The sequence below is a fragment of the Bradyrhizobium sp. Leo78 genome (assembly GCF_059512425.1).
Window position 1 is genome coordinate 269462 of the sequence record NZ_JCAMOT010000007.1, and the last position, 25342, is coordinate 294803.

At 62.4% G+C, this 25342-nt stretch carries 25 protein-coding genes; 19 read left to right on the forward strand and 6 right to left on the reverse strand.

What is annotated here, in order from left to right; genetic code table 11:
- Positions 1 to 72: 72 nt before the first annotated feature.
- The 3 genes from AC5ZG1_RS12170 to AC5ZG1_RS12180 all read right to left on the reverse strand — a co-directional run bounded on the left by AC5ZG1_RS12170 (position 73) and on the right by AC5ZG1_RS12180 (position 3273).
- Positions 73 to 1488 carry a TRAP transporter large permease gene (locus AC5ZG1_RS12170; protein WP_496132970.1) on the reverse strand — a complete coding sequence of 472 codons (1416 nt, stop codon included), beginning with the start codon at positions 1486 to 1488 and terminating at the stop codon, positions 73 to 75.
- 43 nt (positions 1489 to 1531) lie between these two features.
- Positions 1532 to 2080, reverse strand: coding sequence for a TRAP transporter small permease subunit (locus AC5ZG1_RS12175; protein ID WP_496132971.1), 549 nt, complete (start codon positions 2078 to 2080; stop codon positions 1532 to 1534).
- Between the two features lie 95 nt (positions 2081 to 2175).
- Entirely contained in the window at positions 2176 to 3273 is a 1098-nt protein-coding gene (locus tag AC5ZG1_RS12180) for a TRAP transporter substrate-binding protein (protein ID WP_496132972.1), read from the reverse strand.
- A gap of 521 nt (positions 3274 to 3794) precedes the next feature.
- Here AC5ZG1_RS12180 and AC5ZG1_RS12185 point away from each other — a divergent pair.
- Positions 3795 to 4343 (forward strand): MarR family winged helix-turn-helix transcriptional regulator, encoded by a 549-nt coding sequence (locus AC5ZG1_RS12185; protein ID WP_496132973.1) that lies wholly within the window; start codon positions 3795 to 3797, stop codon positions 4341 to 4343.
- Positions 4344 to 4400: 57 nt separating this feature from the next.
- On the opposite strand, the gene AC5ZG1_RS12190 is transcribed toward AC5ZG1_RS12185, so the two are convergent.
- On the reverse strand, positions 4401 to 4934 hold the full coding sequence (locus AC5ZG1_RS12190; RefSeq protein WP_496132974.1) for an aromatic-ring-hydroxylating dioxygenase subunit beta: 534 nt from the start codon (positions 4932 to 4934) through the stop codon (positions 4401 to 4403).
- 3 nt (positions 4935 to 4937) lie between these two features.
- Positions 4938 to 7805, reverse strand: coding sequence for an FAD-dependent oxidoreductase (locus AC5ZG1_RS12195; RefSeq protein ID WP_496132975.1), 2868 nt, complete (start codon positions 7803 to 7805; stop codon positions 4938 to 4940).
- A gap of 190 nt (positions 7806 to 7995) precedes the next feature.
- Between AC5ZG1_RS12195 and AC5ZG1_RS12200 the strand changes: the two genes are divergently transcribed.
- From AC5ZG1_RS12200 to dhaK, 17 genes are all read left to right on the forward strand, one after another.
- Complete coding sequence (locus AC5ZG1_RS12200) at positions 7996 to 8367, forward strand: antibiotic biosynthesis monooxygenase family protein (RefSeq protein WP_028163184.1); 372 nt, start codon at positions 7996 to 7998, stop codon at positions 8365 to 8367.
- A 6-nt stretch (positions 8368 to 8373) separates the two neighbouring features.
- Entirely contained in the window at positions 8374 to 9018 is a 645-nt protein-coding gene (gene maiA / locus AC5ZG1_RS12205) for a maleylacetoacetate isomerase (protein WP_130222506.1), read from the forward strand.
- A gap of 150 nt (positions 9019 to 9168) precedes the next feature.
- Entirely contained in the window at positions 9169 to 10188 is a 1020-nt protein-coding gene (locus AC5ZG1_RS12210; protein WP_496132976.1) for an ABC transporter substrate-binding protein, read from the forward strand.
- A 22-nt stretch (positions 10189 to 10210) separates the two neighbouring features.
- Positions 10211 to 10972, forward strand: a complete 762-nt coding sequence (locus AC5ZG1_RS12215) for an ABC transporter ATP-binding protein (RefSeq protein WP_496132977.1) — start codon at positions 10211 to 10213, stop codon at positions 10970 to 10972.
- 7 nt (positions 10973 to 10979) lie between these two features.
- Positions 10980 to 11747 (forward strand): ABC transporter permease, encoded by a 768-nt coding sequence (locus AC5ZG1_RS12220; protein ID WP_210164689.1) that lies wholly within the window; start codon positions 10980 to 10982, stop codon positions 11745 to 11747.
- 1069 nt (positions 11748 to 12816) lie between these two features.
- The gene (locus AC5ZG1_RS12225; protein WP_035689766.1) at positions 12817 to 14175 is read left to right on the forward strand and encodes an ABC transporter substrate-binding protein; all 1359 of its coding nucleotides are present in this window, start codon (positions 12817 to 12819) and stop codon (positions 14173 to 14175) included.
- A gap of 71 nt (positions 14176 to 14246) precedes the next feature.
- A complete protein-coding gene (locus AC5ZG1_RS12230; protein WP_496132978.1) occupies positions 14247 to 15221 on the forward strand; it encodes a carbohydrate ABC transporter permease in 975 nt (324 codons plus the stop codon).
- The gene (locus tag AC5ZG1_RS12235; RefSeq protein WP_130222516.1) at positions 15218 to 16180 is read left to right on the forward strand and encodes a carbohydrate ABC transporter permease; all 963 of its coding nucleotides are present in this window, start codon (positions 15218 to 15220) and stop codon (positions 16178 to 16180) included. Before AC5ZG1_RS12230 ends, AC5ZG1_RS12235 begins: the two co-directional genes overlap by 4 nt.
- Positions 16177 to 16386: a hypothetical protein gene (locus AC5ZG1_RS12240; protein WP_028163192.1), complete on the forward strand. Its 210-nt coding sequence runs from the start codon at positions 16177 to 16179 to the stop codon at positions 16384 to 16386. Before AC5ZG1_RS12235 ends, AC5ZG1_RS12240 begins: the two co-directional genes overlap by 4 nt.
- 4 nt (positions 16387 to 16390) lie before the next feature.
- Positions 16391 to 17488, forward strand: coding sequence for an ABC transporter ATP-binding protein (locus tag AC5ZG1_RS12245; protein WP_130222518.1), 1098 nt, complete (start codon positions 16391 to 16393; stop codon positions 17486 to 17488).
- On the forward strand, positions 17481 to 18506 hold the full coding sequence (locus tag AC5ZG1_RS12250; RefSeq protein ID WP_496132979.1) for an ABC transporter ATP-binding protein: 1026 nt from the start codon (positions 17481 to 17483) through the stop codon (positions 18504 to 18506). The genes AC5ZG1_RS12245 and AC5ZG1_RS12250 overlap by 8 nt, the downstream gene beginning before the upstream one ends.
- Positions 18507 to 18527: 21 nt before the next feature.
- Positions 18528 to 19151, forward strand: coding sequence for a dihydroxyacetone kinase subunit DhaL (dhaL, locus tag AC5ZG1_RS12255; RefSeq protein WP_496132980.1), 624 nt, complete (start codon positions 18528 to 18530; stop codon positions 19149 to 19151).
- Positions 19148 to 19540: a dihydroxyacetone kinase phosphoryl donor subunit DhaM gene (gene dhaM / locus AC5ZG1_RS12260; protein ID WP_028163196.1), complete on the forward strand. Its 393-nt coding sequence runs from the start codon at positions 19148 to 19150 to the stop codon at positions 19538 to 19540. Before dhaL ends, dhaM begins: the two co-directional genes overlap by 4 nt.
- A gap of 31 nt (positions 19541 to 19571) precedes the next feature.
- On the forward strand, positions 19572 to 19874 hold the full coding sequence (locus AC5ZG1_RS12265) for an HPr family phosphocarrier protein (protein WP_063623372.1): 303 nt from the start codon (positions 19572 to 19574) through the stop codon (positions 19872 to 19874).
- Positions 19861 to 21495, forward strand: a complete 1635-nt coding sequence (gene ptsP / locus AC5ZG1_RS12270) for a phosphoenolpyruvate--protein phosphotransferase (protein ID WP_496132981.1) — start codon at positions 19861 to 19863, stop codon at positions 21493 to 21495. Before AC5ZG1_RS12265 ends, ptsP begins: the two co-directional genes overlap by 14 nt.
- Positions 21488 to 21910 (forward strand): hypothetical protein, encoded by a 423-nt coding sequence (locus AC5ZG1_RS12275; protein WP_496132982.1) that lies wholly within the window; start codon positions 21488 to 21490, stop codon positions 21908 to 21910. Before ptsP ends, AC5ZG1_RS12275 begins: the two co-directional genes overlap by 8 nt.
- A 36-nt stretch (positions 21911 to 21946) precedes the next feature.
- Entirely contained in the window at positions 21947 to 22930 is a 984-nt protein-coding gene (gene dhaK / locus AC5ZG1_RS12280; RefSeq protein ID WP_496132983.1) for a dihydroxyacetone kinase subunit DhaK, read from the forward strand.
- Between the two features lie 168 nt (positions 22931 to 23098).
- On the opposite strand, the gene AC5ZG1_RS12285 is transcribed toward dhaK, so the two are convergent.
- On the reverse strand, positions 23099 to 24547 hold the full coding sequence (locus AC5ZG1_RS12285; protein ID WP_456643421.1) for a helix-turn-helix domain-containing protein: 1449 nt from the start codon (positions 24545 to 24547) through the stop codon (positions 23099 to 23101).
- Positions 24548 to 24814: 267 nt separating this feature from the next.
- Between AC5ZG1_RS12285 and AC5ZG1_RS12290 the strand changes: the two genes are divergently transcribed.
- Positions 24815 to 25342: carboxyl transferase domain-containing protein (locus tag AC5ZG1_RS12290; protein ID WP_496132984.1), on the forward strand; the 528-nt coding region annotated here is incomplete at its 3' end.

The window sequence follows — 25342 nt, forward strand, 5'->3', positions numbered from 1 at the left end:
AATGAGAGGTATACTGACGATATCACCCATGCTGTCAAGCGGCCGCCATGCGGGAGAAGAGCGCAGCCACTCCTATTTGAAGTTTACTGTCGACATGTCGCCGTCACCGCTGTCGGTTTTCGGCAGCTCGATGCGGATCGCAGCCGGATCGACGTTCGATCGCTTGTCGATCCAATAGGTGACGCTCGCAGGCCAGAAGATCACGATCGCCACCAGTACGAGTTGCAATCCGACCCACGGCAGCGCTCCGAGGTAAATGTCACGGGACAGCACCTCCTTCGGAGCGATGCCGCGCAGGTAGAACAGTGCAAACCCGAAGGGAGGGTGCATGAAGCTCGTCTGCATGTTGACGCAGAGCAGTACTCCGAACCAGACGAGGTCGATGCCGAGCTTGTCTGCGACGGGCACCAGCAGCGGAATGATGATGAAAGCGATCTCGAAAAAGTCGAGGAAGAAGGCGAGGAAGAATACGAAGATGTTGACGAAAATCAGAAAGCCGACTTGTCCGCCCGGCACATGGCTCAGGAGGTGTTCAATCCAGCGCGAGCCGTCGACGCCCTGGAAGACCAGGCTGAACACCGTGGATCCAATCAGAATGAAGATCACCATGGATGTGATGCGCATGGTGTTCTGCATCGCCTGATTGACCAGCGGCCAGCTTAGTCGACGGTTCAAGGCGGCGAGAATGATCGCGCCGACCGCGCCCATGGCGCCGGCTTCTGTCGGCGTCGCGAGGCCCATGAAAATAGTGCCAAGCACCACGAAAATCAGGACGATCGACGGCACCATGCCCCACAAGACGCGTTGCACCAGCACCCATCCACGCTGCGCGCGCGCCTCTTTGGGCAAGGGCGGGACGCGCTGCGGCGAAATGATCGAAATAGCGGCGATGAAGGCCAGGAACAGCAGCACCTGAAGGATCGAAGGCCCGATCGCGCCGGCATACATGTCGCCAACGGATCGGCCGAGCTGGTCAGCGAGTACGATGAGCACGAGCGACGGCGGTATGACTTGCGTGATCGTTCCGGAGGCTGCGATCACGCCGGTCGCGATGCGCATGTCGTAGCCGTAGCGGATCATGATCGGCAGCGAAATCATACCCATGGCGATCACCGAGGCGGCGACGGTTCCGGTGATTGCACCGAGGATGGCGCCGACGACGATGACCGCATAAGCGAGCCCGCCGGGCACGCCGCCGAACAACTGGCCGGTGCCCTCCAGAAGGTCTTCGGCAAGGCCGCTGCGTTCGAGAATCGCGCCCATCAGCGTGAAGAAGGGAATAGCCAGCAGCAGATCGTTGGACAGGATGCCGAAGATGCGCAGCGGCAGGTTTCCGAGATAGGCCTCGGAAAAAAAGCCCAATCCGACCGACAGGAAACCAAAAAACAGGCCAACGGCCGCAAGCGAGAAGGCGACCGGAAAGCCGATCAGCAGGAACAGAACAAGGCCGCCGAACATTAGCGGCGGCATATGGGCCACCGTCAGCATCGGGACAGTTCTTTCGAGGATCGGATGTGTGCGGCGGAAGCGGTCATTGTTCCATACGGTGATATTCGGTCATGACCTCGGCCTCCGGCGCCACGCCGCGCAACAGCGCGATGCGTTTGACCAGCTCGGACATGCCCTGAAGGGTGAGCAGTAGGAAGCCGACCGGAAGGATCAGCTTCACCGGCCAGCGCATCAGTCCGCCCGCGTTGGACGAGCCTTCCTCGGTCACCCAGCTCGTGACGAAGAACGGCCATGTCATCCATGTCAGCAGGATTGTCGCCGGAAGCAGGAAGAAGATGATGCCGAAAACGTCCACATATAGCCGGGTTCGCGGACCGAAATTGCCATAGAGCAGGTCGACGCGGACATGCTCGTTGCGAAACAGCGTGTGGCTCGCCCCGAGCATGACGATACCTGCGAGCATGTACCATTGCGCTTCCAGCCATGCATTCGAGCTGTAGCTGAAGCCGTAGCGAATGATGGCATTCGCGGCGCTGATAGCGCATGACAGACCGACCATCCAGTCCGCGATGCGTCCGAATGCGGCGCTGGCGGCGTCGATCTTCCGGCTAAAGGCGAGCAAGGCATGCATCGATCTCTCCTACACTGGCGCCGTGAGCGCGCCGACTTCCCGCGAACCTCAAAGGTCGTCGCCCGGCAGCGTCAGTAGCCACCGGGCGTGCAGCATCATTGCGATGCCGTCGGGATGTCGTGCGTGAAGCGGTAGGCGTCGAGGCTCTGCTCTGCGACCCGGAACCACGGATTGGAGCTTTCGAGAAAGCGCTTCCAGGGGTCGTAGATGGTCTTGAAGTCTGCGTCCTTGGCGGCAATCTCTTCGAACGTCTCGAAGCTCGCCTTGTAGCACGCGTCCAGAACCGCGCGCGGGAACAGCCGCAGTTGCGTGCCTTCCCCGATCATCCGCCGCAACGCATCCGGATTGCGGGCGTCATACTTTGCGATCATGAACATCATCTGCTCATTGCACGCGGTCTCGAACGCGACCTTGAACGGCTCGGGGAGGGCTTCCCAGGCGGGCAGGCTGACCGGCGCGGTGATGCCGGCGCTGCCTTCCCACCATCCGGGGGCGTAGTAGAACTTGGCGACTTTGTTCAGGCCGAGCTTGGCGTCGTCGTATGGGCCGATCCATTCCGACGCGTCGATGGTGCCGCGCTCCAGGGCAGAATAGATATCGGACGGCGGCAGCTGCTGCGGTACGGCGCCGAGCTTGCGCAGGATGGTGCCGCCAAGTCCGCCGATGCGGATCTTCAGGCCCTGCAAATCCTGCACGGTGTTGATCTCCTTCCGGTAGAAGCCGCCCATCTGCGTGCCGACGTTGCCGACGGGGAAGGGGATGACGTTCGATTTCTTGTAGAAGGCGCGAACAAGCGGCAGGCCGCCGCCCTCGTACAGCCAGGCGGCCTGCTGCCGCGCATTCAGGCCGAACGGCAAACCGGCATCGAACGCGTAGGTCGGGCTCTTGCCGATGTAATTGGCGGACAGAATATGCCCGCATTCGATGGTGCCGTTCTGCACGGCGTCGAGCACCTGCAGCGCCGGGACGACTTCGCCGCCGGCGAAGCAGCGGATCTCGAAACGGCCTTCGGTGAGCTGGTTGACGCGGCGGCAGAGGTCTTCGGCCGAGCCGTGAATCGTATCGAGGCTCTTCGGCCAGCCGGTGGCCATCCGCCAGCGGACCGCCGGTTGAGTTTGGGCGATGGCCGGTGCAGCGAGTGCGGCGCCGGCGGTCCCGCCCGCCAGGCCCAAGAGCAGTTTGCGGCGATTCATAGTCCCCATCCTTTCTTCGCTTGAGAAATGCCGTCGCTTGCGAGTGCGGGGCGGCTGCGGATATCGCGCCGGTGGATTACATCCCGTTCGCCAAGAACCATGTCGGTTACGCCATCTATGGCCATGTGTGGTGCATATTAGTCAGCATATATCCTATTTTTGAAGATGCAAAAGTTGCACCAACTGAAGGACCGTGGTGGTTGAGGGTATGGAATGCCCCGTTTGCGTCATGAGGGGCGGACGCATAATGCCATCGAAATACTTGGTTTCGATAAGATCAGGGACGTTTCCCGAGCGCTGCATCTGCAAACTAAAGCCGAAGGGCGAAAGTATCATTCGATTGCGGATCACCGCGGCCTCCCTATATTAGACAGCGTACTGCTTATTTTCCTGGCGGCCGATGCTTAAGCCCCAGGCCGCGGTGAGGCGGCATGTCATGAATAACCGGGACGAAGGAGATGCGAGTGGACGCTGGGGGTGGTAGAGAACAGCCGGAAGCCGTCGCAGGGAGATTGTTGAAATTGGCAAAGCCCAAAAGAGTCGGGAAATCCAAGCCGGCCCGAAAACCGAAAAGCCAGCCCGCCGGAAACAAGGCGGAGCACACCTCGCTTTATGCCAGCATGCCGTTGTGGGCCCGCCCCGGCTTTCTGATCCGGCGGCTGCACCAGATCAACTACGCCCTGTTCTTCGAGGAATGCGCAGGCTTCGACATCACGCCGGTGCAATATGCGCTGCTGACCACGCTCAGCCTCAATCCCGACACCGATCAGCACACGCTCGGGCGGGAGGTCGGCATCGACCGCACCAATGTCGCCGACGTGCTGCGTCGTCTGGAGCAGCGCGGCTTGCTGACGCGCCGTAAGGGCGAGAAGGATCGGCGCGCCGTGCTCGCGCGCCTCACTCCGGCCGGGGAGAAGGTCACCCGGGAAATGTTCAAGGCGATGCAGCGCGCGCAGGCGCGGCTGCTCGAGCCTTTGCCTCCCAAGGAGCGCGCGGCCCTGATGGCGGCGCTGCTGCGGCTGGTTGATGCGAACAACCATCTCGGCCGCACGGTCTTTCAGCCAAGCTGAGATCGTTCGCCGGCCGCGCGCCTTGTCTGCCGGTTCGTCGCGGCAGGTCATATGCGGTCACACCGGCAGACAAAGCGCATTCGGCACCAGCAGGTTGTCATAGACACAGCGCCTGCTGGCCAATTTGAGCACGCCGTTCTCGCGGCGGAACACGTCGAAATACACGCCAACCTGATGCAATGTAGCGTCCGGCCGATCGAACAGCACCTGCAGCACGACGTAGTTGGCGCGTGCCTTGATCGTGCCGTCGCGCTCTTCGCCCGGCACGTCGAGATTACCGATGATGTGCCGCAGATAACGCGGCGCGAACATCGCGGTCTCGCTGAGAGCGAAGGCGCGGTCGCGGATCATGCCTTTGCCTTCGCAATAGATCAGCCCAACCGGCATGTTGCGGTCATGGTTCTCGCGCGACAGGACGACGTAGGTCGCGTCCTCCGCGAACATCTCGGTCCAGTCGGCGAGACGCTGCTCGTCGAGCGCGTTCGCATAGCGCACGTTGAAGGTCTCGATCTCGTGCCGCAGCAGGAGTGCCTCGAGGCGCGGATCCATGAGCGAGTCGGATGAGAGGTTGCGCTTAAGGGCCATATCCATGACTCACAGTCCCATCTCGGCGCGCCAGTGCTTGTACATGGCGCGGATCGCTGCTTCAGAGATCAGGTTGTCGGCGGTGCCGGCTTCGACTGCCGGATCGAGTTTCACCAGATGCTCGCCGTTCGGCACGCGCTGCATGCCGTCCTGCACGAACTTGATCGCCTCGTTGTCTTCAAGCCCGAGGAAGCCGGCCGGCCCCATCAGATTGCCTTGCCGGAGGCGATGCCGTGTCATCTCCTCGCTGTCGCCCTCAAAACCGAACATAGTCCACTTCATGATGAATTCATGCGGTCCCGTCGGCACGATCTGGCGTACGCCCAGTGTGTTCATCTCGCGCTGCACGATCAGGTTTGGCCAGATCGTCGCCATTGTCACCGACCAGGGGCTGTCGAACTCGTCCACGAAATCCATGAAGCGCGGCTCGGCCAGCGTCATGCCTTCCTTGTAGGCGCGCATTTCCTTCTTCGCGTCGCTGGACACTGCTTTCCCGTCGGATTTCGCCGAAGCCATCACGCCATGACGCCCGCTCGGATCGGCGAGCATCAGCGACTTGTTGCCCGCGACCAGAAGGCCGAACGTGACCAGGAAAGTGTGCAGCAGGGTGGCGTGATAGGGGTCTTTCAAATTCTCATGATAGAGCTTCCAATTACCGGGCAGTGAGTGGCGGTAATAGCCGAGCACCTTGAGCTTGCGGCCATCGAAGGTCGCCTCGAATTCGCGCATGATCTCCGGCGTGAAATATTCGGCCAGCGGCTCCATGTCGTCGCAATAGGAGGCGAACACCACGCCGCGATGCGTCGTCACTTTCAGGCGGCGCAAGCCATGATCCGCATTCCTGAAATCTGGCGGCATGCCACCCTTGCCGCCGACGCCGCGACGAAAGGGAACGCCGGCCAGATTTCCTTTCAGATCGTACGACCATTGATGATAGGGACAGACGAATTCCTTTGCGTTGCCGGAAAGCTCTCGGCAGAACTCGGCGGCGCGATGCGCGCAGCGGTTCTCGAACACATGGATCGAGCCGTCTTCCGCGCGAGAGACGACGACCGGTGTCGGTCCGACATGCGAGCGGATGAAGTCGCCGGAATTGGGGATTTCGGATTCGAGCGCGACATAATTCCAGGTGCGGCCGTGGAAGATCTTCTCGACCTCGCGCTCGTAGATCGCCTGGTCGGTATAGACCCAATCCGGAATGCGGGTGAGGCCATCGGCCGGCCAGATATAGCGTTTGGTGAGCGACAGTCCCGGGGTGGCGTTCATGAGGCTGGCCTCCATGGCATCGGCGCCTTCTTGTCCATCGGATGAGATGATGGCGCCATGAATATCGGGATCGAAAGGCGGGGCGGAATCGAGTTCGGCGCGCGCGGCGCGGATCGCCTGCGGGTGCGAGAACGCGACGATGCCGGTGAGCCGTCCGGTCGCTTTGTCGAACATGCGATAGATCGCGCCCGGGGCCGCTTCGTTCGCGGCTACGAGCGCGACATGATCGTCAGCGCCGACAATTCCGAGCATCTGCACATTGCAGCCGAACTGGTCGGTCCAGAACCAGGGGCGCTTTTGCGCCACTGGTGCGCTGTTTCCGGCGATCGAGCGGCCGGCTGCGCCACCTTGCTCCTCGGCGTTCTGCCAACTTTCGAGCGAGAGGCGCCGCCTTGCGATCGGCTCATGGTACAACGCGCAATCGCCGGCCGCCCAGATGCCCGGCACGGAGGTGCGTCCTTGCGCGTCCACTTCGATGCCGGCGGGCGTGGTGGCGCAGCCGGCCTGCAGCGCAAGGCCGAGCACCGGTTGCATGCCGATACCGACCAGAACCGCGTCGACTTCGATCGTGTCGTCGCTGGTCACGACGCCGAGGCGTTCGCCGCGCCTGGTGATTTCGATAACCCCGGCGTTGCGGCGAATATCGACGCCATGCCGCTCCGCCATGATCCGGAAGGCACGGCCGACGGCGGCCGGCATGATCCGCGCCATGATCTCGCGTTCGCGTTCGAGCAGAGTTACTGCAACGCCGCGCGAAATTGCGGTCGATGCAAGTTCTAGACCGATGAACCCACCGCCGACCACAGCGACGTGCTGCGCGCGGTCAAGGGCTGCGCCGATCGCGGCGGAATCCTCGATCGTGCGCAGATAGTGAACGCCCGGGAAATCCGCCCCGGGAATGCTCAGCCGCCGTGGCGTTCCGCCGGTGGCAAGCAGGAGCGAATCGTAAGCCAGAACCTCGCCGTTCGCGAGAGTGATCCGGCGCTGCGTGGCATCGATCGTCGTCGCGGCAACGCCAAGATGCAGGCGCACGCCGAGCTGAATCGCGTCTGCCTCGCTCAAACGAACGCTGGATGAAAATTCGGCCGTACCCAGCAGGAATTCCTTGGACAGCGGCGGTCGCTCATAGGGAAGATGAGGTTCTGCGCCTACCAGATCGATGCTGCCATCGAAGCCGCCGGTGCGCATGGCCCGGATTGCAGCCGCGGCCGCCTGACCTGCGCCGACGATCACGACACCCGTCGTATCTTTCGCGGGCGCACCGGCAGCGAGCTTGCTCTCGAAGGCGGATTCGGTGGCCGGCTGGTCGGGATCGATGAGAATGTCATCGCCTTCGACGCGAACAGCATAGGTCCGCAAATCCTCGGTCACCGGCGCGCAAAGGGCCTTTCCGCTGCGGATGTCGAACTGCCCCTGGTGCAGCGGACATTCCACCTTGCCGTCTTCGATCCAGCCTTCGGCCAGCAGCGCGAGCGCGTGCGTGCAGATGCCATGCGTTGCGTAGATTTTGCCGTCGAGATTGTAGAGCGCGATATGAATGCCGCCGACTTCGACGCCGAGGGCCTTGCCCTCGGGCACCTCGTTCAGCGAAGCCGCTCTCGTCCATGCCATTTGTGGCGTCTCTCGCACTGGAATTTATAATCAGTATAACATCATTTCTAAGGCTCGCAACTCCGTGAAGAGCGCTGTTGCGGACGAAAAGAAGAGCGCTGCTGCGCACAAAAGCGGCGCGATATCGCGCCTGTTGCGAAACCAAGATAGTCAGTGTACCATCATATATGTTCAGGAACGGGAGACTTTCATGGCGCAAGAGCCGCTCGCCACCAAGGGCAATTATCTGCACATCTACGACTTCCGCGTCATGCCGGGGCATGAGGAAGAGTTCATCAAGCTGTTCGAGGAATTTGACTATTCGGAAGGCAATCCGATGCACAAATCATCGGCGCAGGTGAAGGATGGCGTGCTGTGCCGCGATACCGAGGACCCGCAGCGGTTCTTCCTGATCGCCGAATGGAGCGATATCGAGGAGCATGCCAGGATCCGCAAGATCCTCGCCAATGAAATCAAACCGGCCTTCATCAAGTATATCGAGGGCGGCAAGTTCATCCCGAAATATGTCGAGGTCGTATCCTCCACGCCGGATGACATCCTGCAGAAGGCCGCCGCAGAGTGATCTGACGTGTCGCGGCAACTCTACACATTCTTTCGGTCTTCGACCTCGTTCCGTCTCCGGATCGCGCTGGCCCACAAGCGGCTCGACTACGAGCCGCGCTATATCAGTCTGCCGAAGATGGAGCATCGGACCCCGTCCTATTGCGATATCAATCCGCAAGGGCTGGTGCCGCTTCTGGTGGAAGGCGGCCGATGCCTCATCCAGTCGATGGCCGTGATCGAGTATCTGGATGAAGTCTATCCCGATCCTCCGCTGATGCCGAAGGATCCGCTCGGGCGGATCTACGTCAGGGCGGTGTCGCAGATCATCGGTTGCGAAATTCATCCGCTGAACAATGTGCGCGTGCTGAAGCATCTCAAGGCGCAGTTCAAGGCGGACGAGGCGGCCACCAATGCCTGGTATCGGCACTGGATCGCGGAAGGGCTGTCCGGACTCGAAGACTATCTGCGGCGCGAGCGCCTGTTTGGCCGGTTTTGCTACGGCGATTCCGTAACGATGGCCGACATATGTCTCGTCCCTCAGATCTTCAACGCGCGGCGCTTCAATTGTCCGGTTGACGCGTATCCGATCCTGCTGGCGATCACCGATCGCTGCATGGCACTTGACGCCTTCCGCACTGCCGAACCGAGCACGCAGGCTGACGCGTTCTGAACTGTCGTTGCCTGCGCCGCGCGCCCCCGAGCCTCCTTGTTGGGCAATGGGCAAATTAATCAGTACATAATCATATCTTGCGCGGGCAAGGCGCCGTGTTAGTCTTTTGAAGGAATGCGGTACCGCCGAGCAGATATGGGAGGTGTGCACATGATGGGATTTCGAGAGTTAACTGCGGTTACAGCGCTTATTGCATGTGTACTGATTAATTGTAGCGCATCGGCGGCCGACCGCCTGACGGTACGACTCGACTGGACGCCCTGGGGGTCGCAGGCACCGTTTCATCTGGCGGCGCAAAAGGGATTGTTCGCGAAATACAACCTTGATGTCGTGCTGGATGACGGAACCGGGTCCGTCGCCACCGTGCAGATCGTCGGTAATGGTGAATACGATGTCGGCTACGCGTCGTTGGCTCCGATGGTGATCGCGCGCTCCAAGGGGTTGCCGGTGAAAGCGATTGCCGGCTTCATCAAGCAGAACGACATCGGTCTGTTGGTTCCGAAGGACAGCGGCATCGCCAGCCCCGCCGATTTGAAAGGCAAGAAGATCGCCTTCACCGCCGGTTCGCTCGAGGCGCCGTTCATCGACCAGTTTCTCGCCGCCGGAAAGCTGACTCGCAATGACGTCGACCTCGTCAGCGTCGACGCGGCAGGCAAAGCCGGCCTCTACATGGCTGGCCGGTCCGACGCGGCATTCTCGTCCGGACCATTCTTTCTGGCCGTCGTCGCAAGCCAGCGTCCCTCGAACGCCATCCGCTTCGCCGATCAGGGGCTGGAATTCCCGAGCTTCGGCTTGCTGGCGACCGAGAAGTCGATCGCCTCGAAGCGCGAGGCGCTGAAGCGTTTTGCGAGTGTGGTCGCGGGATGTTGGGCCTATATCTTTGCCGGCAATCAGGACGAAGCCGTGAAGGCGATCGTCGCAGCACGACCGCAGGCCAAGCTCAATCCGGCCGTCTTGAGGCAGCAGATCGATACGCTGAAGGATTATGCGTACACCGATGCAACCCGGAACCTGCCGTTCGGCACGATGGCTGCGGCGGACTGGAAGCGGGCGGTTGCGGTGCTGGCCGAAGGCGGGCTCATCGAGAAGGGCCTCGATGCGGATGCAGTCTTCACCAATGAACTGATCGACGAGCGCGTCGTTGCGGACGTGGCCAGCGGCAAGAACTGACCCTCACGATCCTGTTGACCCCATGATCGCAGCGTCCGATGTCGTGAAAAGATACGGTGACGCCGACGGCGTCACTGCGTTGCAAGGCGTTTCGCTTGATATCGCAGAGGGCGAATTCATCAGCCTGGTGGGGCCGAGCGGCTGCGGCAAGAGCACGTTCTTGCGCTGTCTTGCCGGACTTGAGGCGCCGACCGGCGGACGCCTGCAACTGGATGGCGCACCCATCGACGGTCCTCCGGAGCGTCTCGGCATGGCGTTCCAGCGGGATGCCTTGCTGGAATGGTTCGACGTTCTGGAGAACGTCCTGTTGCCGGCAGATTTCGGCGGTTACGGCAAGAAGAAATACGAGGAGCGCGCACGGCAATTGCTGCAGATGGTGGGGCTCGACGGATTCGCACGCGCCTATCCTCGGGCGTTGTCCGGCGGCATGCGGCAGCGCGTCGCGATCTGCCGCTCGCTGCTGCTCGACCCGCGTTTGCTGCTGATGGACGAGCCGTTCGGGGCGCTCGATGCGCTGACGCGCGATCAGATCAATGTCGACCTGCATCGGCTCTGGACCAAGCATCGGATGACCGTCGTCTTCGTGACTCACAGCATCACCGAGGCGGTGTTCCTGTCGACCCGCGTGGTGGTCTTTACGCCACGGCCGGGGCGCGTGGTCGCGGACATCGCCATCGACCTGCCGGCCGAGCGGAAACTGGCGATGCGCGAAACGCCGGAATTCGGTGCCTATACCAGCCGTATCCGAGCTCTGTTCGAGCAAATGGGCCTGATCCATGGCTAGGAGCTTGATGAAAGCCGCGCGTCGAGCCGCCGTGCCGCTACTGGGGGTTGCGATCTTCCTTTTGGTGTGGGAGATCGGCGTGCGCGCGCTTGGCGTGCGGTCCATTCTGCTGCCGGCGCCGTCGCTGATCATCGAGGAGCTTGCAGCCTCTCCGGGCTGGTTCGCCGTGCAGACGGCCTATACCCTGGGCATCACGCTCGCCGGTTTTGCCGTCGCCGTCGTGTTCGGCGTCTTGTTTGCGGTTGCGATCGTGGAGTGGAAGATCCTGGATCGTCTGCTGTTCCCGCTCTTCGTCGCGCTCAATAGCGTGCCGAAGGTGGCGCTGGCGCCGCTCTTTCTGATCTGGTTCGGGACAGGCGCGGAGCCCAAGATCGCCATTGCCTTTCTGATCGCAGTCTTTGCCGTGGTGATCGACACCGCGCTTGGTCTGCAATCGGTGTCGCCGGATACGATCGACCTGGCGAAGACCTTGCGTGGGTCGCGTCTGAAGGTGCTGCTGCGCATCAAGCTCTATTGCGCGCTGCCGCATCTGTTTGCCGGACTGAAGGTGGCGATGTCGCTGGCTCTGGTTGGCGCCATTGTCGGCGAATTCGTCTCGTCCCAGCGCGGCCTCGGCTATGTCATTCTGACCGCGCAGGGTACGTTCGACACGCCGCGTGTCTTTGCTGCGATTGTCATTCTTGCGGTGCTCGGCGTCGCATTGATTGCGGTGATTGAAGCGATTGAGCGGGTTGCCTTGCCGTGGCATCACACGAATTCGCAACGCTTGAAGTAATCGAGCAGCAGCACATCAAGGACGCCTTTGAGCAAGTAGCAACAGCCCCTCAACGGACATCGGCGTCGGTCCAAGCGGGGCGGCCTGTCGGTGCGACAACGCTTAGCCCGAGGCACGCACCGAGCAGAGTAACTCACATACACTTTCCAGACATTTCTTCCCGAATTGCTGACACTCGAGTTTGTGCTGCGAACCATGAACGCCGACTGAACGTCAATTGGCCGCGAGGCGCGAAGAAGGGATCAAGCGTGCTCCGCGATGCGTCAAAGCAGCTCGGTTAAACATCAGCGCGCGAGGAAGCCGGACACGGCAACGGCGCGCGTGGGAGCAGACAAGAACGACGGTGAAAGGCGCATGCACCAGACGAAGCGAATTCGGCTGGGTTGGAGTGCAAATAGGATGCAAGTGGCTCTACCAAGTCGCGGGTCGTGCCAGCCTTATGCGAACCTGCAATCAGACCGTTATGAGCCGCAGAACATCGGTCAGCTTCGTTGATTTTTCTGCGCCGGCGCTTGAGTTCGATCGCGTTCGTTGCGCTTTGGCGAGGTCGTTGCTGGCGCGAAACTGGTGCGGTCCGCGGCAATGGCAGATTTCGGCCGATGAGGCTGCTCGCTATCAATCGCTTTGTCGAACGTTCAGTAAATTAGCTTACTAAACATGCCGGTTATGGCTAACCTTCCGGCTCTCCTGCTGTCGGGATGGGCCGTATTGTGTCCGCCGGACCAGATCGGTAATCGTGGGCCGCCAAACTAGCTACAACAGTCGGACATTTTGCTGCACCGCGAACATCCCCGCTCGTGCGTGCGAGCGTCGCAAATATTTCGCCAAGAGCGCGAGAACCGGCTTGACGGCCTCAAAAATTTAGTACTACGTTTAGTAATACAAAAAAGCTAAACATCGTGCATCGAGCCGATGTGTAGGAGGAGCCCAAGCCATTCCGGAGCCGTCTCCGGCAGCGGTCCGTCTCGTCCTTCACTCATCGCTCCTCAAACTCGGTTTCAAGGTCTCGGCGTCGCTCCGGCGGGGCGCGTTGAGCGGGTTGGATGCTTCAACGAGAGAGGAAACGGATATGCGGACATTCAATCGGCTGAAAAGCTCAGTGGCCACCACGGTTCTCGGGGCGGCGCTGCTGGGGATATTTGGCGGAGGCGAAGCTGCGGCTCAGGGCAAGCAGCTCACGCTGTGCTGGGCGGCATGGGATCCGGCCAACGCGCTGGTCGAGCTGGGCAAGGATTTCACCAAGCAATCCGGCATCGAGATGAAATACGAGTTCGTCCCCTGGACGAGCTATGCGGATCGCTTCCTCAACGAGCTCAATTCCCACGGCAAACTCTGCGACCTGATCATCGGCGATAGCCAGTGGATCGGCGGAGCCGCCGAGAACAAGTGGTACGTCAAGCTCAACGAGTTCTTCGACAAAGAGCACATCTCGATGGACGATTTCGTCCCGGCGACGGTCGTGGGTTATTCGCAGTGGCCGAAGAATTCGGCGAACTACTGGGCGCTGCCGGCGATGGCTGATGCCGTGGGCTGGACCTACCGCAAGGACTGGTTCTCGCGACCGGACATCCAGTCGGCGTTCAAGGCCAAGTACGGCCGCGATCTGGCGCCGCCGAAAACCTATGACGAGTTGAAGCAGATCGCGGAGTTCTTCCAGGGCCGCGAGATCGACGGCAAGAAGGTCTATGGCGCCTACATCTTCACCGAGCGCGGTTCCGAAGGCATCACGATGGGCGTGACCAACGTGCTCTACAACTACGGCTTCAGCTACGACAATCCGAAGAAGCCGTACCAGATGCAGGGCATCGTCAATTCGGCCGATGCCGCCAAGGGGCTCGAATTCTACAAGGAGCTGTACAAGTGCTGCACCGCGCCCGGCATGACGAACGCCTACATGCAGGAAGGGCTCGATGCCTTCAAGTCGGGCCAGGTGGCGATGCAGATGAACTGGTTCGCCTTCTTCCCCGGCCTCTACAAGGATCCGAATGTCGGCGGCGACAAGATCGGCTTCTTCGTCAATCCGGCCGGCCCGAAGGGGCACTTCACCCAACTCGGCGGACAGGGCATCTCGGTGGTTGCGACTTCCGACCGCAAGGACGACGCGCTCGCCTATATCAAGTGGTTCGCGCAGCCCGCCGTGCAGCAGAAATGGTGGCAGATCGGCGGCTACTCGGCGCTCAAGGCGGTGGTCGATGCGCCGGACTTCCCGAAGAGCGCGGCGTTCGCGCCGCAATTCCTGGAGTCGATGGGCATCGTCAAGGACTTCTGGGCCGAGCCGTCCTACGCCCAACTGCTGCTCGACATGCAGAAGCGGGTGCACGACTACGTCGTCGCCGACAAGGGTACGGCGCAGCAGGCGCTCGATCTCCTGGTCAAGGACTGGACCAAGGTGTTCAAGGAGCAGGGCAAGGAAGTCGCCTCGCGATAGCCTGAACTCCGCGATCCAACTGAACTGGCTTCCCCGAGGTCAGCCTCGGGGAAGCCGAAACAGCCCAGCCGATGGACAACATGACGACGATCCTGCAACCCGATCATGCTACGATCGCGGGCGTGAGCGAGTCCGCCAAATCCCGCGCCGCGCGCCGCGCCCACGGTCTGTCCGACCGGACCATTGCGTGGCTGTTCGTCGCGCCGACGATTGCGCTGCTGCTCGCGATCAACATCTTCCCGCTGGTCTGGATGATCCGGCTCTCCTTCACCAGCCTCAACCTCAGCATGTCCTATCTGCCGCTGCGGTTTGTTGGGCTCGACAATTTCAGCGACATCCTCAACGACGAGGACGTCTGGTTCCGGCTCCAGACCACGGCGCAATTCGTGATCTGCTCGGTTGCCCTGCAGGTGGTGGTCGGCTTTGGGCTCGCGCTCCTGATCAACCGCCAATTCCGCGGCCACAGCTTCTGGACCACGATCATCCTCCTGCCGATGATGCTGTCCCCGGCAGTTGTCGGCAATTTCTGGACGCTGCTGCTGCAGCCGCAGATCGGACCGTTCAACCATCTGATCAGCTTGTTCACTGGCGTGCCGCCGAGCTCGTTCAGCATGACAGGGCAGGTCGCGCTGGCGCCATGGACCATCGTGCTCGTCGACACCTGGATGTGGGCGCCCTATGTGATGTTGATCTGTCTCGCCGGGCTACGCTCGATCCCCGATTATATCTATGAGGCGGCTGAGGTCGATCGTGCCTCGGCCTGGCGGCAGTTCTGGTCGATCACGTTGCCGATGACGGTGCCGTTCCTGATGCTGGCGGTGCTGTTTCGCGCGATCGAGAACTTCAAGATGTTCGACATGGTCAATCTCCTGACGTCGGGAGGACCGGGGTCGACCACCGAGCTCGTGTCCATCACGCTGAAGCGCGCGGCGTTCGAGAAGTGGCGCACCGGCTATTCCTCGGCGCTTGCCATTATCCTGTTCGTGACCGTGTTCGGTGCCGCCAACATCTACGTCAAAGCGCTCAACAAGGTGAAGCAACGATGACCGCTGCCGTCGCCAGATCCACCGCACACTCGATCGTCGAGGCCTCGCCGCGCATCAAGGCATTCGCCGGTGCTCTCGTCATCCTCTATGCGTTGATCACGATCCTGCCGCTGCTCTGGATCGTCGCCACCGCCTTTAAGTCGCAAAGCGATGCCATCGCCTATCCGCCCAAGGTGATCTTCGAGCCGACGCTCGAAGGCTATGTCAACCTGTTCACGGTGCGCACCCGCCAGACACCGGATTTCATCGCCAAGTTGCCGCCGCCGGAGACCTGGTATGACAAGCTCGTCCGCAAGCATGACATGGTGATTGCCGGACCGTCCAAGGTCGTGCCGCGCTTCGTCAACTCGCTGATCATCGGCTTCGGTTCGACCTTCCTCGCCGTCTTCCTCGGCACGCTCGCGGCCTACGCTTTTTCGCGCTTCCGCATTCCGCTGGCCGACGATCTGCTGTTCTTCATCCTGTCGACGCGGATGATGCCGCCGGTCGCGGTTGCGATACCGATCTATTTGATGTACCGGCAGCTCAATCTGACCGACACCAGGCTCGGCATGATCCTGCTCTACACCGCCGTGAACGTCTCGCTTGCGGTCTGGCTGCTCAAGGGCTTCATCGACGAGATTCCGCGCGAGTATGAGGAGGCGGCCCTCGTCGACGGCTACACGCGACTGCAGGCGCTGCGCAAGGTGGTGTTGCCGCAGGCCGTCACCGGAATTGCGGCAACCGCGATCTTCTGCCTGATCTTCTCCTGGAACGAATACGCCTTCGCAGTCCTGCTGACCAGCGGCGAGGCGCAGACCATGCCGCCCTTCATTCCCTTCATCATCGGGGAGGGCGGGCAGGACTGGCCGGCGGTTGCCGCCGCGACCACGCTGTTCGTCGTCCCGATCGTCATGTTCACCGTGCTGTTGCGCAAGCATCTGTTGCGCGGCATCACCTTCGGAGCGATGCGCAAATGAGCGATTCTGCCGTTGCCAAGGGCGCCAAGGGGACATTGCATCGCTTCTTCGGCCGCGGGCGCTGGGAGGCCGTTGCGATGACCCTGATCGGGGGCGGCATCTTCATGCTGGTGCAACCCTTCTCGATAGATCTGTACAGCTATTCATTCGTGACGATCCTCGCCGGCACTGTCGGCTTCGTCATCGTCAGCCACTTTCCGGAATGAGGCCATGGCTCAGATCCGCATCGAATATCTTCGCAAGTCGTTCGATCAGTTCACGGCGGTGGAAGGCTCGACATTCACCATCGACGACGGCACCTTCTTCGCGTTGCTCGGCCCCTCCGGCTGCGGCAAGACCACCACGTTGCGCATGATTGCCGGCCTCGAGCTGCCGACCGAGGGCAAGATTCTGCTCGACGGGGAGGACGTCACGTTCCACCGTGCCGCCGCCCGCGACATCGCGTTCGTGTTCCAGCTGTTTGCGCTCTATCCGCACATGAATGTCGGGCAGAACATCGGCTTCCCGCTAAAGTGCCAGGGCATGGCGCGGCACGAGATTCGCGAGCGGGTGCAGGAGACCGCGCGGATGCTGCGGATCGAGCATCTGCTGTCGAGCAAGACGTCAAAGCTCTCGGGCGGCGACCGCCAGCGCGTCGCGCTCGGGCGAGCCATGGTGCGGCGCCCGAAGGCCTTCCTGATGGACGAGCCGCTGGGCGCGCTCGACGCCGAGTTTCGTCATCTGATGTGCGGCGAGCTGCGCGACCTGCACGATCGCATCAAGGCGACCACGGTCTATGTCACCCACGACCAGCTGGAGGCGATGTCGATGGCCGACCAGATCGCGATCATGAACAAGGGGCGCGTGGAACAGATCGGCACGCCGCAGGAGGTCTATGACCGGCCCGCCTGCATGTTCGTCGCGGACTTCATCGGCTCGCCGTCGATGAACTTCCTGCATTTCGAGGGCGGGCTGCGATCCGGTGACCGGGCGATCAATTTTCACGACACCAGGCTCGCGGTGCCCGAGATCCGCGAGGACCGCGCAAGCGCGGCGCTGGCGCTCGGGGTTCGTCCGGAGCATATCCGCTTCGCCGACGCCGGATCCGTTCGTGGCGAGGTGTTCGGCGCGGAATATCTCGGCACGACGCAGATCGTCACGATCGACACGGCGTATGGGCGGGTCGCGGCGCGGCTACCTTCGAGCGCCTCGGTGCGGATCGGCGAGACCGTCGGCCTCGAATTCAACTCCGATCGGCTCTCGCTGTTCGATGCCGGCAGCGGCCTTGCAATCAGGACCGCCAGGGAGGAGGGCATGCGCCATGGTTGACGTCAGCTTGCGCAATATCAGCAAGCGCTTCGGCGCGGTGGACGCGGTGCGCGACCTCTCGCTGACGGTGAACGACGGCGAATTCCTCGTCCTGCTCGGGCCGAGCGGCGCCGGCAAGACCACGACGCTGCGGTTGATCACCGGGCTCGAGAGCCCCGACGCCGGTTCGGTCATGATCGACGGGCGCGACGTGACGCATGATCCGCCGGGTGCACGGGACATCGCATTCGTGTTCCAGCAATATTCGCTGTATCCGCATTTGTCGGTCTACGACAATTTGGCGTTCCCGCTGCGCTCTCCGGCGCGGCGCGTGCCGGAGCCGCTGATCCGCGAGCGTGTCGAGCAGACGGCGGAACTGCTGCATATCGCCAGCAAGCTGAACAATCGCGCCACCCGTCTGTCGGGAGGTGAGATGCAGCGGGTCGCCATCGGCCGCGCGCTTGTGCGCGATCCCTCGATCTATCTGATGGACGAGCCGCTGTCGTCGCTGGATGCAAAGCTTCGCGCCGAACTTCGGCTCGAGCTGAAGCGGATCCAGCTCGAGCTCGGCGCGACCATCCTGTATGTGACCCACGACCAGGTCGAAGCCATGACGATGGCATCGAGGATCGGCGTGATCAAGGACGGCCGGCTGCTTCAGCTCGGCACGCCGAGGGAGATCTACGAAAATCCATCCAGCAGCTACGTCGCTTCGCGGCTCGGGACGCCACAGATCAATTTCCTGCCCGCGCGGCTGCTGTCCGATGTGGCGATGCCGCCGGAAACGGAGACGGTCGGCATCCGCACCGAACACCTCCAGATCGCCACGCGCAACGGCGGACGGATGATCGGCCGGGTGCATCGCGTCGAGCACCTGGGAGAGCAGAATCACGTTCACCTGGACTATAAGGGCGAAACGCTGGTGACGCTGGCGGATCCGCATCAACCGCTGCGGGCCGGCCAGGAGGTTGAATTGCAACTGGTGCGTCCGCTTTGTTTCGACGGTGCGGGACAGCGCATCGAGCGGATGGTTCATTAGAGGAGCGAAAGGTTCAGATCAATGTCGGTGCAACCCGAGACATTCAAGTCGCTGCTCAAGACGGCCGCCGAGCAGGTCATCGATAGCGCGCCGGAGCTCACGAGTCTGGACCAGGCGATCGGCGACGGCGACCACGGAACCAACATGAAGCGCGGCTTCGAAGCGGTGCTCGGCAAGCTCGATGCCATCTCGGCGCAACCGCTCGACGAGGCGTTCAAGACGATCGGCAAGACCCTAGTCATGACGGTCGGCGGCGCTTCCGGCCCGCTCTATGGCAGCTTCTTTCTCGCCGCGGGCGAGGCGCTGTCGCACGACAAGCACCTGCCTGACGATCTCGCCGACGTGTTCGGCAGTGGCGTGAACGCGGTGAGCGCGCGCGGCCGCTCGCAGGCCGGCGAGAAGACGATGCTCGATGTGCTCATTCCGGTGCTGGAGACACTGAAAGCGGGCGCCGGCCAGCCCGATCTGATCGCGCGGGTGCGCACCACCGCGGCTGAAGCGGTCGAGCGCACGGTGCCGATGCAAGCAACGAAGGGTCGGGCGTCGTTCCTCGGCGCGCGCAGCGTCGGTCATGTCGATCCCGGGGCGCGATCGAGCTGCGTTCTGCTGCACGCGGTGTGCGCTGGCCTGGAGGCGCGGCAATGACCGACACCGTGGGGATCGTGATCGTATCGCATTCGCGGGACATCGCGAAGGGAACCGCAGACATGGTGCGGCAGATGGTCGGCAGCGAGGTCAAGGTCGCCTTCTGCGGCGGCAATCCCGACGGTGGTCTCGGCACCAGCGTGCCGCTGATCATCGACGCCATCAACGACGCCTGGTCGTCGAAAGGCGTTGCTGTGCTTGTCGACCTCGGCGGCGCCGAGACCAACAGCGAAATGGCAGTCGAGATGCTGGAGCCGGCGCGGCGTGATCTCGTTGTCGTCTGCAACGCGCCGATCGTCGAGGGCGCCGTCATGGCGGCGACGGAAGCTGCGGGCGGCAGCTCGCTGGCCCAGGTCAGGGCCGTGGCCGAGGAACTCTCTGCCGACTGAGGCGTCGGCGAAGCGATGATGGATGACGAGCATGCTTGATAAAGCGGACGAACAGATCTTCACCGGCAATGTGCGGCTGGTGCATGCGGTTGGCATGCACGCGCGCCCCGCGGTCAAGCTGACCAAGCTCGCCAAGAAGTTCGAGGCCCAGATCTCCGTGCGGGTCGCGGGCGCACCCGAATGGATCAATGCCAAGAGCGTGGCCAAGATCATGGCAATGCGCGCGGCACACGGCAGCACGATCGAGATCAAGGCTTCCGGCAGCGATGCCGAGGCCGCGGTCGCGGCGCTGGTTGATCTGATCGCAAGCGATTTCCCGGATGGAGCACCATAGCATGCAGGGCGGCGCTGCAGGGCTGGCGTATCGCGGCAGGACTGCCTCGATCGGTTTTGCCCATGGCCCGTTCGTCCGCGTCGACGCGGGAGCTGGCGGCGAGCGGGTGGCCGGTACGCTGGTCGAGGAGGCGCTGGCCTTGCGCAATGCGATCGACGTCGCGAGCGTGCAGATCGCCGATCTCGCCGCCAGCGCCGGCGGCGAGGCCGCGCAGATTCTCGAATTCCAGGTCGCGCTGCTCGAGGATGAGGAATTGATCGAGGCGATCTTCGCGGCGATCGGCGAGGGACGTCCCGCCGATATCGCATGGCGTTCCACGCTCGACGCCCATATTGCCGAGTACAACTCCGCACCGGACGACTATCTGAAGGCGCGCTCCTCCGATCTTGCCGATTTGCGCGACCGCGTGATCCACATTCTGCGTGGCGACCAGGACCAGCCGCTGAAAATCCCGCGCGGAGGCGTGGTTTGCGCCGACGATCTGCCGCCATCGCGATTCCTTGAGATTAACTGGTCCGGCGGCGGTGGCTTGGCGCTGTTGCGCGGCAGCCCGACCAGCCATGTCGCGATGCTGGCGCGAGCGCGCGGCATCCCGATGGTGGTACAGCTCGGGGCCATTCCTGACACTGGCACCACGGCGCTGCTTGACGGCGAAGGCGCCACGCTGGAGCTGGATCCCAGTGCCGAGCAGGTCCGAATTTTCGAGAAGCGGCGCGACAGCCATCACAAGAGCAGGGCATCCGCGCGCGCGATCCTGCGGCGGCCGACAGCCTCCTGGCGCGGCGAGCGGATCAAGCTCTTCATCAACATCCAGCGCGTCGAGGATCTCGAGCATGCCGACGCGCAATATGCCGACGGCATCGGCCTGATGCGCACTGAGTTCCTGCTGACGGAGCGCGGTGGCCTGCCCGACGAGGAGACACAGTTTCAGGCTTACGATGCGGTGTTGCGATGGGCCGGCCAGCGCCCCGTCACCATCCGCACCTTCGATGCCGGCGGTGACAAGCCGGTGCCTGGCTTCACGCTGGACGGCGAAGCCAATCCGTTCCTCGGGGTGCGCGGCCTGCGCCTGTGCCTTGCCCGGCCTGAGATCTTTGCGGTTCAGCTCCGCGCGCTGGCGCGGGCCGCGGTGCGCGGCAATCTCAAGGTCATGTTCCCGATGGTCACGTCGGCGGACGAGCTCGAGGCGGGGCGGAAGCTGTTCGCAGATGTCGTGCAGCACTTGCAGGCGGATGGCATTGCCGCGATGCTGCCCGAGCTCGGTATCATGGTCGAGGTGCCGGCGGCGGCCCTGGCAATCGCGAGCTTCAAGACGTCCTTCTTCTCGATCGGCTCGAACGATCTCGCGCAATATGTCCTGGCCTGCGACCGTTCCAACGGAGCTCTCGTCCCCCTGATGGATCCGCTGCATCCGGCAGTGCTCGAACTGATCGCGCGGACCGCGGAGCATGGGCGGCGCGCCGCCATCAGCGTCAGCCTGTGCGGCGACATGGCGGGTGATCCGCGTTGTCTGCCCGCCCTGCTGAATTGCGGCCTGCGCGAGCTCTCCGTCAATGCATCGGCGCTGGCGCAGATCAAGCAGACCATCGACCGGCTGAGCAGCGGAGGCGGCCTTGGCTGATACGGCGGCCGACGACGCGCCCGAAGCCGGCGCGGTTGCGGTCTACAAGCGCATCTTCAAGGAGGTGCTGGAGAGCCGTCCGTCGGGCATGCGGCTTCGGCTGGCCCATGCCATGGGGAAGAACCGCAGCTTCGTCAGCCAGATCAGCAATCCCGCCTATCCGGTGCCGATACCGGTGCAGCATCTCAATACGATCTTCGATGTGTGCCATTTCCCGCCGCAGGCCAAGACGGCCTTCCTTCGCGCCTATGCGCGCGCTCATCCGCGCCGCGTCGGCCGGTTGAGCGAAGGCTCGCACGAGCGGACACTGACGCTGCATCTGCCGGATCTCGGCAGCGCCAAGCGCAACGCCGAGCTTGACACGCTGCTCCAGGAGTTCACGCGGCGACTGGTTGCCATCATGCGGGAAAAATAGGCGAGGAACGCCGGGCGGACGAAGCGGGAGGACACAATGAAGAAGTTCATCAATTCGGTCGACAATATGCTCGCAGAGAGCCTCGACGGGTTTGCCGCCGCGCATGCCGACCTCGTCGTGCTCGGCGCTGAGCGGAAATTCGTCCGTCGCCGCGAGCTGAATCCGAGGAAAGTTGCGCTGGTGTCGGGGGGCGGCAGCGGGCATGAGCCGCTGCATGCCGGCTTCGTCGGCTACGGCATGCTCGACGCCGCCTGTCCCGGGCAGGTGTTCACATCGCCGACGCCGGACCAGATCGTCGAGGCCGCCCAGGCGATCGCGGGCGACGCTGGCGTCCTCTTCATCGTCAAGAACTATGCCGGCGACCGCATGAACTTCGAGATGGCGGCGGAGATCGCCGAGGGCCGCACCGCCACCATCGTGACCGACGACGACGTCGCGGTCGAGAAGTCGACTTACAGTATCGGACGGCGCGGCGTCGCCGGCACGCTGATCGTCGAGAAGATCGTCGGCGCGGCGGCCGAGAAGGGCGCCGATCTTGCAACTTGTGTCGCGCTTGGCGAGCGCGTCAACGCACAGACGCGCTCAATGGGCGTTGCGCTGACCAGCTGCACCGTTCCGGCGGCGGGCACGCCGACCTTTGCACTTCGTGACGACGAGATGGAGATGGGGGTCGGCATTCACGGCGAGCCGGGACGCCGCCGCGTCAAGCTCGCGCAGGCCGATGCGATCGCCGCCGAGATGACCACCGCCATCGCCGATGATCTTGGCGCGCGGGCCGGTACCGAGGCGCTGCTGCTCGTCAATGGCTTCGGCGGTACGCCGACGATCGAGCTCTATCTGATGTACAACGCGGTGCGCAGGATGCTCGAGGAGCGGGGCCTGCGCATCGCCCGTTCGCTGGTTGGCAGCTACGTCACATCGCTCGAAATGGCCGGGTGCTCGCTCACCGTGAGCCTGCTCGATGGCGAAACCACTGCGCTCTGGGATCATCCCGTGCGTACGGCCGCATTGAAATGGTGACCGCTGCGGTGTGAGCGGCCGCTGATTTTCAGGATGAGGGTGGACCATGATTGCCCCAGAAGGATCGTGTGGCCGATTGTCGTTGCGAGTTCGGTCACGGCCGGCCGCGCCACGGCAAGAAAACGAAGAGTTGCTCGATCGCCGTCAGGTCGAGCGGACTTTGCGAAGTCATTTGAGGCTGCTGGTGCGAGAAGTCTTGGCATCGATCTGATACGGAACGACGCCTCTTTCGACGGTACCCACGTCAAGTGGGTGGCCGATCGGCGGTAGTGCTCGGTGACGGCAGTCGCTTCGCTCGCAGGCTCTGCATCCCGGGCCAATGAAGTCGACCGCATCGAGATCGTCCAGGTTCAGTCCCTTTGCGTAAACCGTCTCGCCCGCATAGGTCACCTCACACCCGAGTCCGACGGCGACCGCGCGCGGTCGGTTCAGATATGAGCCCGCCGAAAGGCTGACGGTCCGAGCTACGCAAAGATACCTCGTTCCATCAGGCGTAGCAGCTAATTGGGCCAGGATGCGGCCAGGATGCGAAAACGACTGGTGTACGTTCCATACGGGGCAGGGACCTCCGAAGCGCGCGAACTGAAAGCGGGTGGCGCTGCTGCGCTTCAAGACGTTGCCGGCGATGTCGATTTTCAGGAAATAGAACGGAATTCCCGGCGAGTTTCTCCGTTGCAGCGTGCTCAAACGATGGCAGACCTGCTCGAAGCTCGTGCCAAAGCGTCGCTGGAGGCGTTCGATGTCATAGCGAACGTCGCGCGCTGTGGCGAGAAATGCTCCATATGGCATAACCAGGGCGCCGGCAAAGTAATTGGCGAGTGCGACGCGCGCGAGCGATGCAGCTTCCTCGTTGCTGAGACGTGCCTGTCTGATCTGACGTTCGATGCTGTCTCGCTGTTCGAGCAGGCCGATGACGTGAGCGATCCAGAACAGCCGGCTTTCCACCGGCGCATCTTTGGACATGAAAAGCGTTTTGGCGTTGCTATCCAGCCGCCAGATCATTCCCTTGCCAAGATCCACTGGGCCTTGGCCGATCCGAACCCCGTAGGCATCACGCAAATATCTGATGAAGTCCTCGCCGCGGTTCTCGGGCTGAAAGTCTCTTGCCTCCGAAAGCCGTTCCGCGGCGCGATCAAGCGCATCAAAATGGTTGCGTTTTGATTGCACCCAATCGCGTACCTCGTCATAGGGAAAGCGGCTGGCCGCACCCACGTCGGTTTGGGCCACACGCGTTTGCAAGGAGCGATGTTCCTCTTCGAGCGCAAGATAACCGCGATAGAGATGCAAAAAGCGCTGCGCGATATCGGGAGCGACCCGGACGGCCGCGCTGGCCTCGTCAGGCAAAATGGGCGACCCGAACAGAGGGTCACTGGCGCTTTCACGAAGTTCGCTGGCGAGCCGCAAATCGTCGTCAGACGAAAAATAATTCGTCTCAATACCAAATTGCCGGCTGAGCCGCATGAGCAGCTCTCGCGTGATCGGCCGCTGATCACTCTCCATTTGACTCAAATAGCCCGCGGAAATGCTGAGAGCGTCTGCGAGCTCTGCTTGTGTCATGCTGCGTTGTTCGCGCAACCGCCGTAGCCGGTCGCCGGCGAAGATCTTGTGCTGTCTCACTTGGCAAACTTTACAACTGGTTCAGCGCTATCGGCAAAAATAAGCACTTTCTTCGGTCCCTTGCGGCGATCTCCTTGCTAATCTTGCATACATTGACTGGGATGCAAAGCGCCGGGGGGCCGGTTTGGCAATCCATCCGCGCTTGCCGGAGCAGCCAGGTGGTACCGGCGGACTATGGGCGAATGCTCGCGCGCCCTGCATCGGCTCCGCAAGGGATTCCTGTCCCGGCGCGACCAGGTCGGACCGGATTGTGAGGATGTGGCTATCATGACGATGTTGGCTGAACTGGAGGAAAGGCGTGCCGGCGCAAAGCTCGGCGGCGGGGAGAAGCGCATCGAGGCGCAGCATGCCCGCGGCAAGCTGACCGCGCGCGAGCGCATCGAGCTGCTGCTGGACAAGGGATCGTTCGAGGAATTCGACATGTTCGTCGAGCATCGCTCGATCGAGTTCGGCATGGAGAAGACCAAGGTTCCCGGCGACGGCGTCGTCACCGGCTGGGGCACCGTCAACGGCCGCAAGACCTTCGTCTTTGCCAAGGATTTCACCGTGTTCGGCGGCTCGCTGTCGGAGACACACGCGCTGAAAATTACAAAACTGCAGGACATGGCGATGAAGGCGCGGGCGCCGATCATCGGCCTCTACGACGCCGGCGGCGCCCGCATCCAGGAGGGCGTCGCGGCGCTGGCCGGCTATTCCTACGTGTTCCGCCGCAACGTCATCGCCTCCGGCGTGATCCCGCAGATCTCCGTCATCATGGGCCCGTGCGCCGGCGGCGACGTCTATTCGCCGGCGATG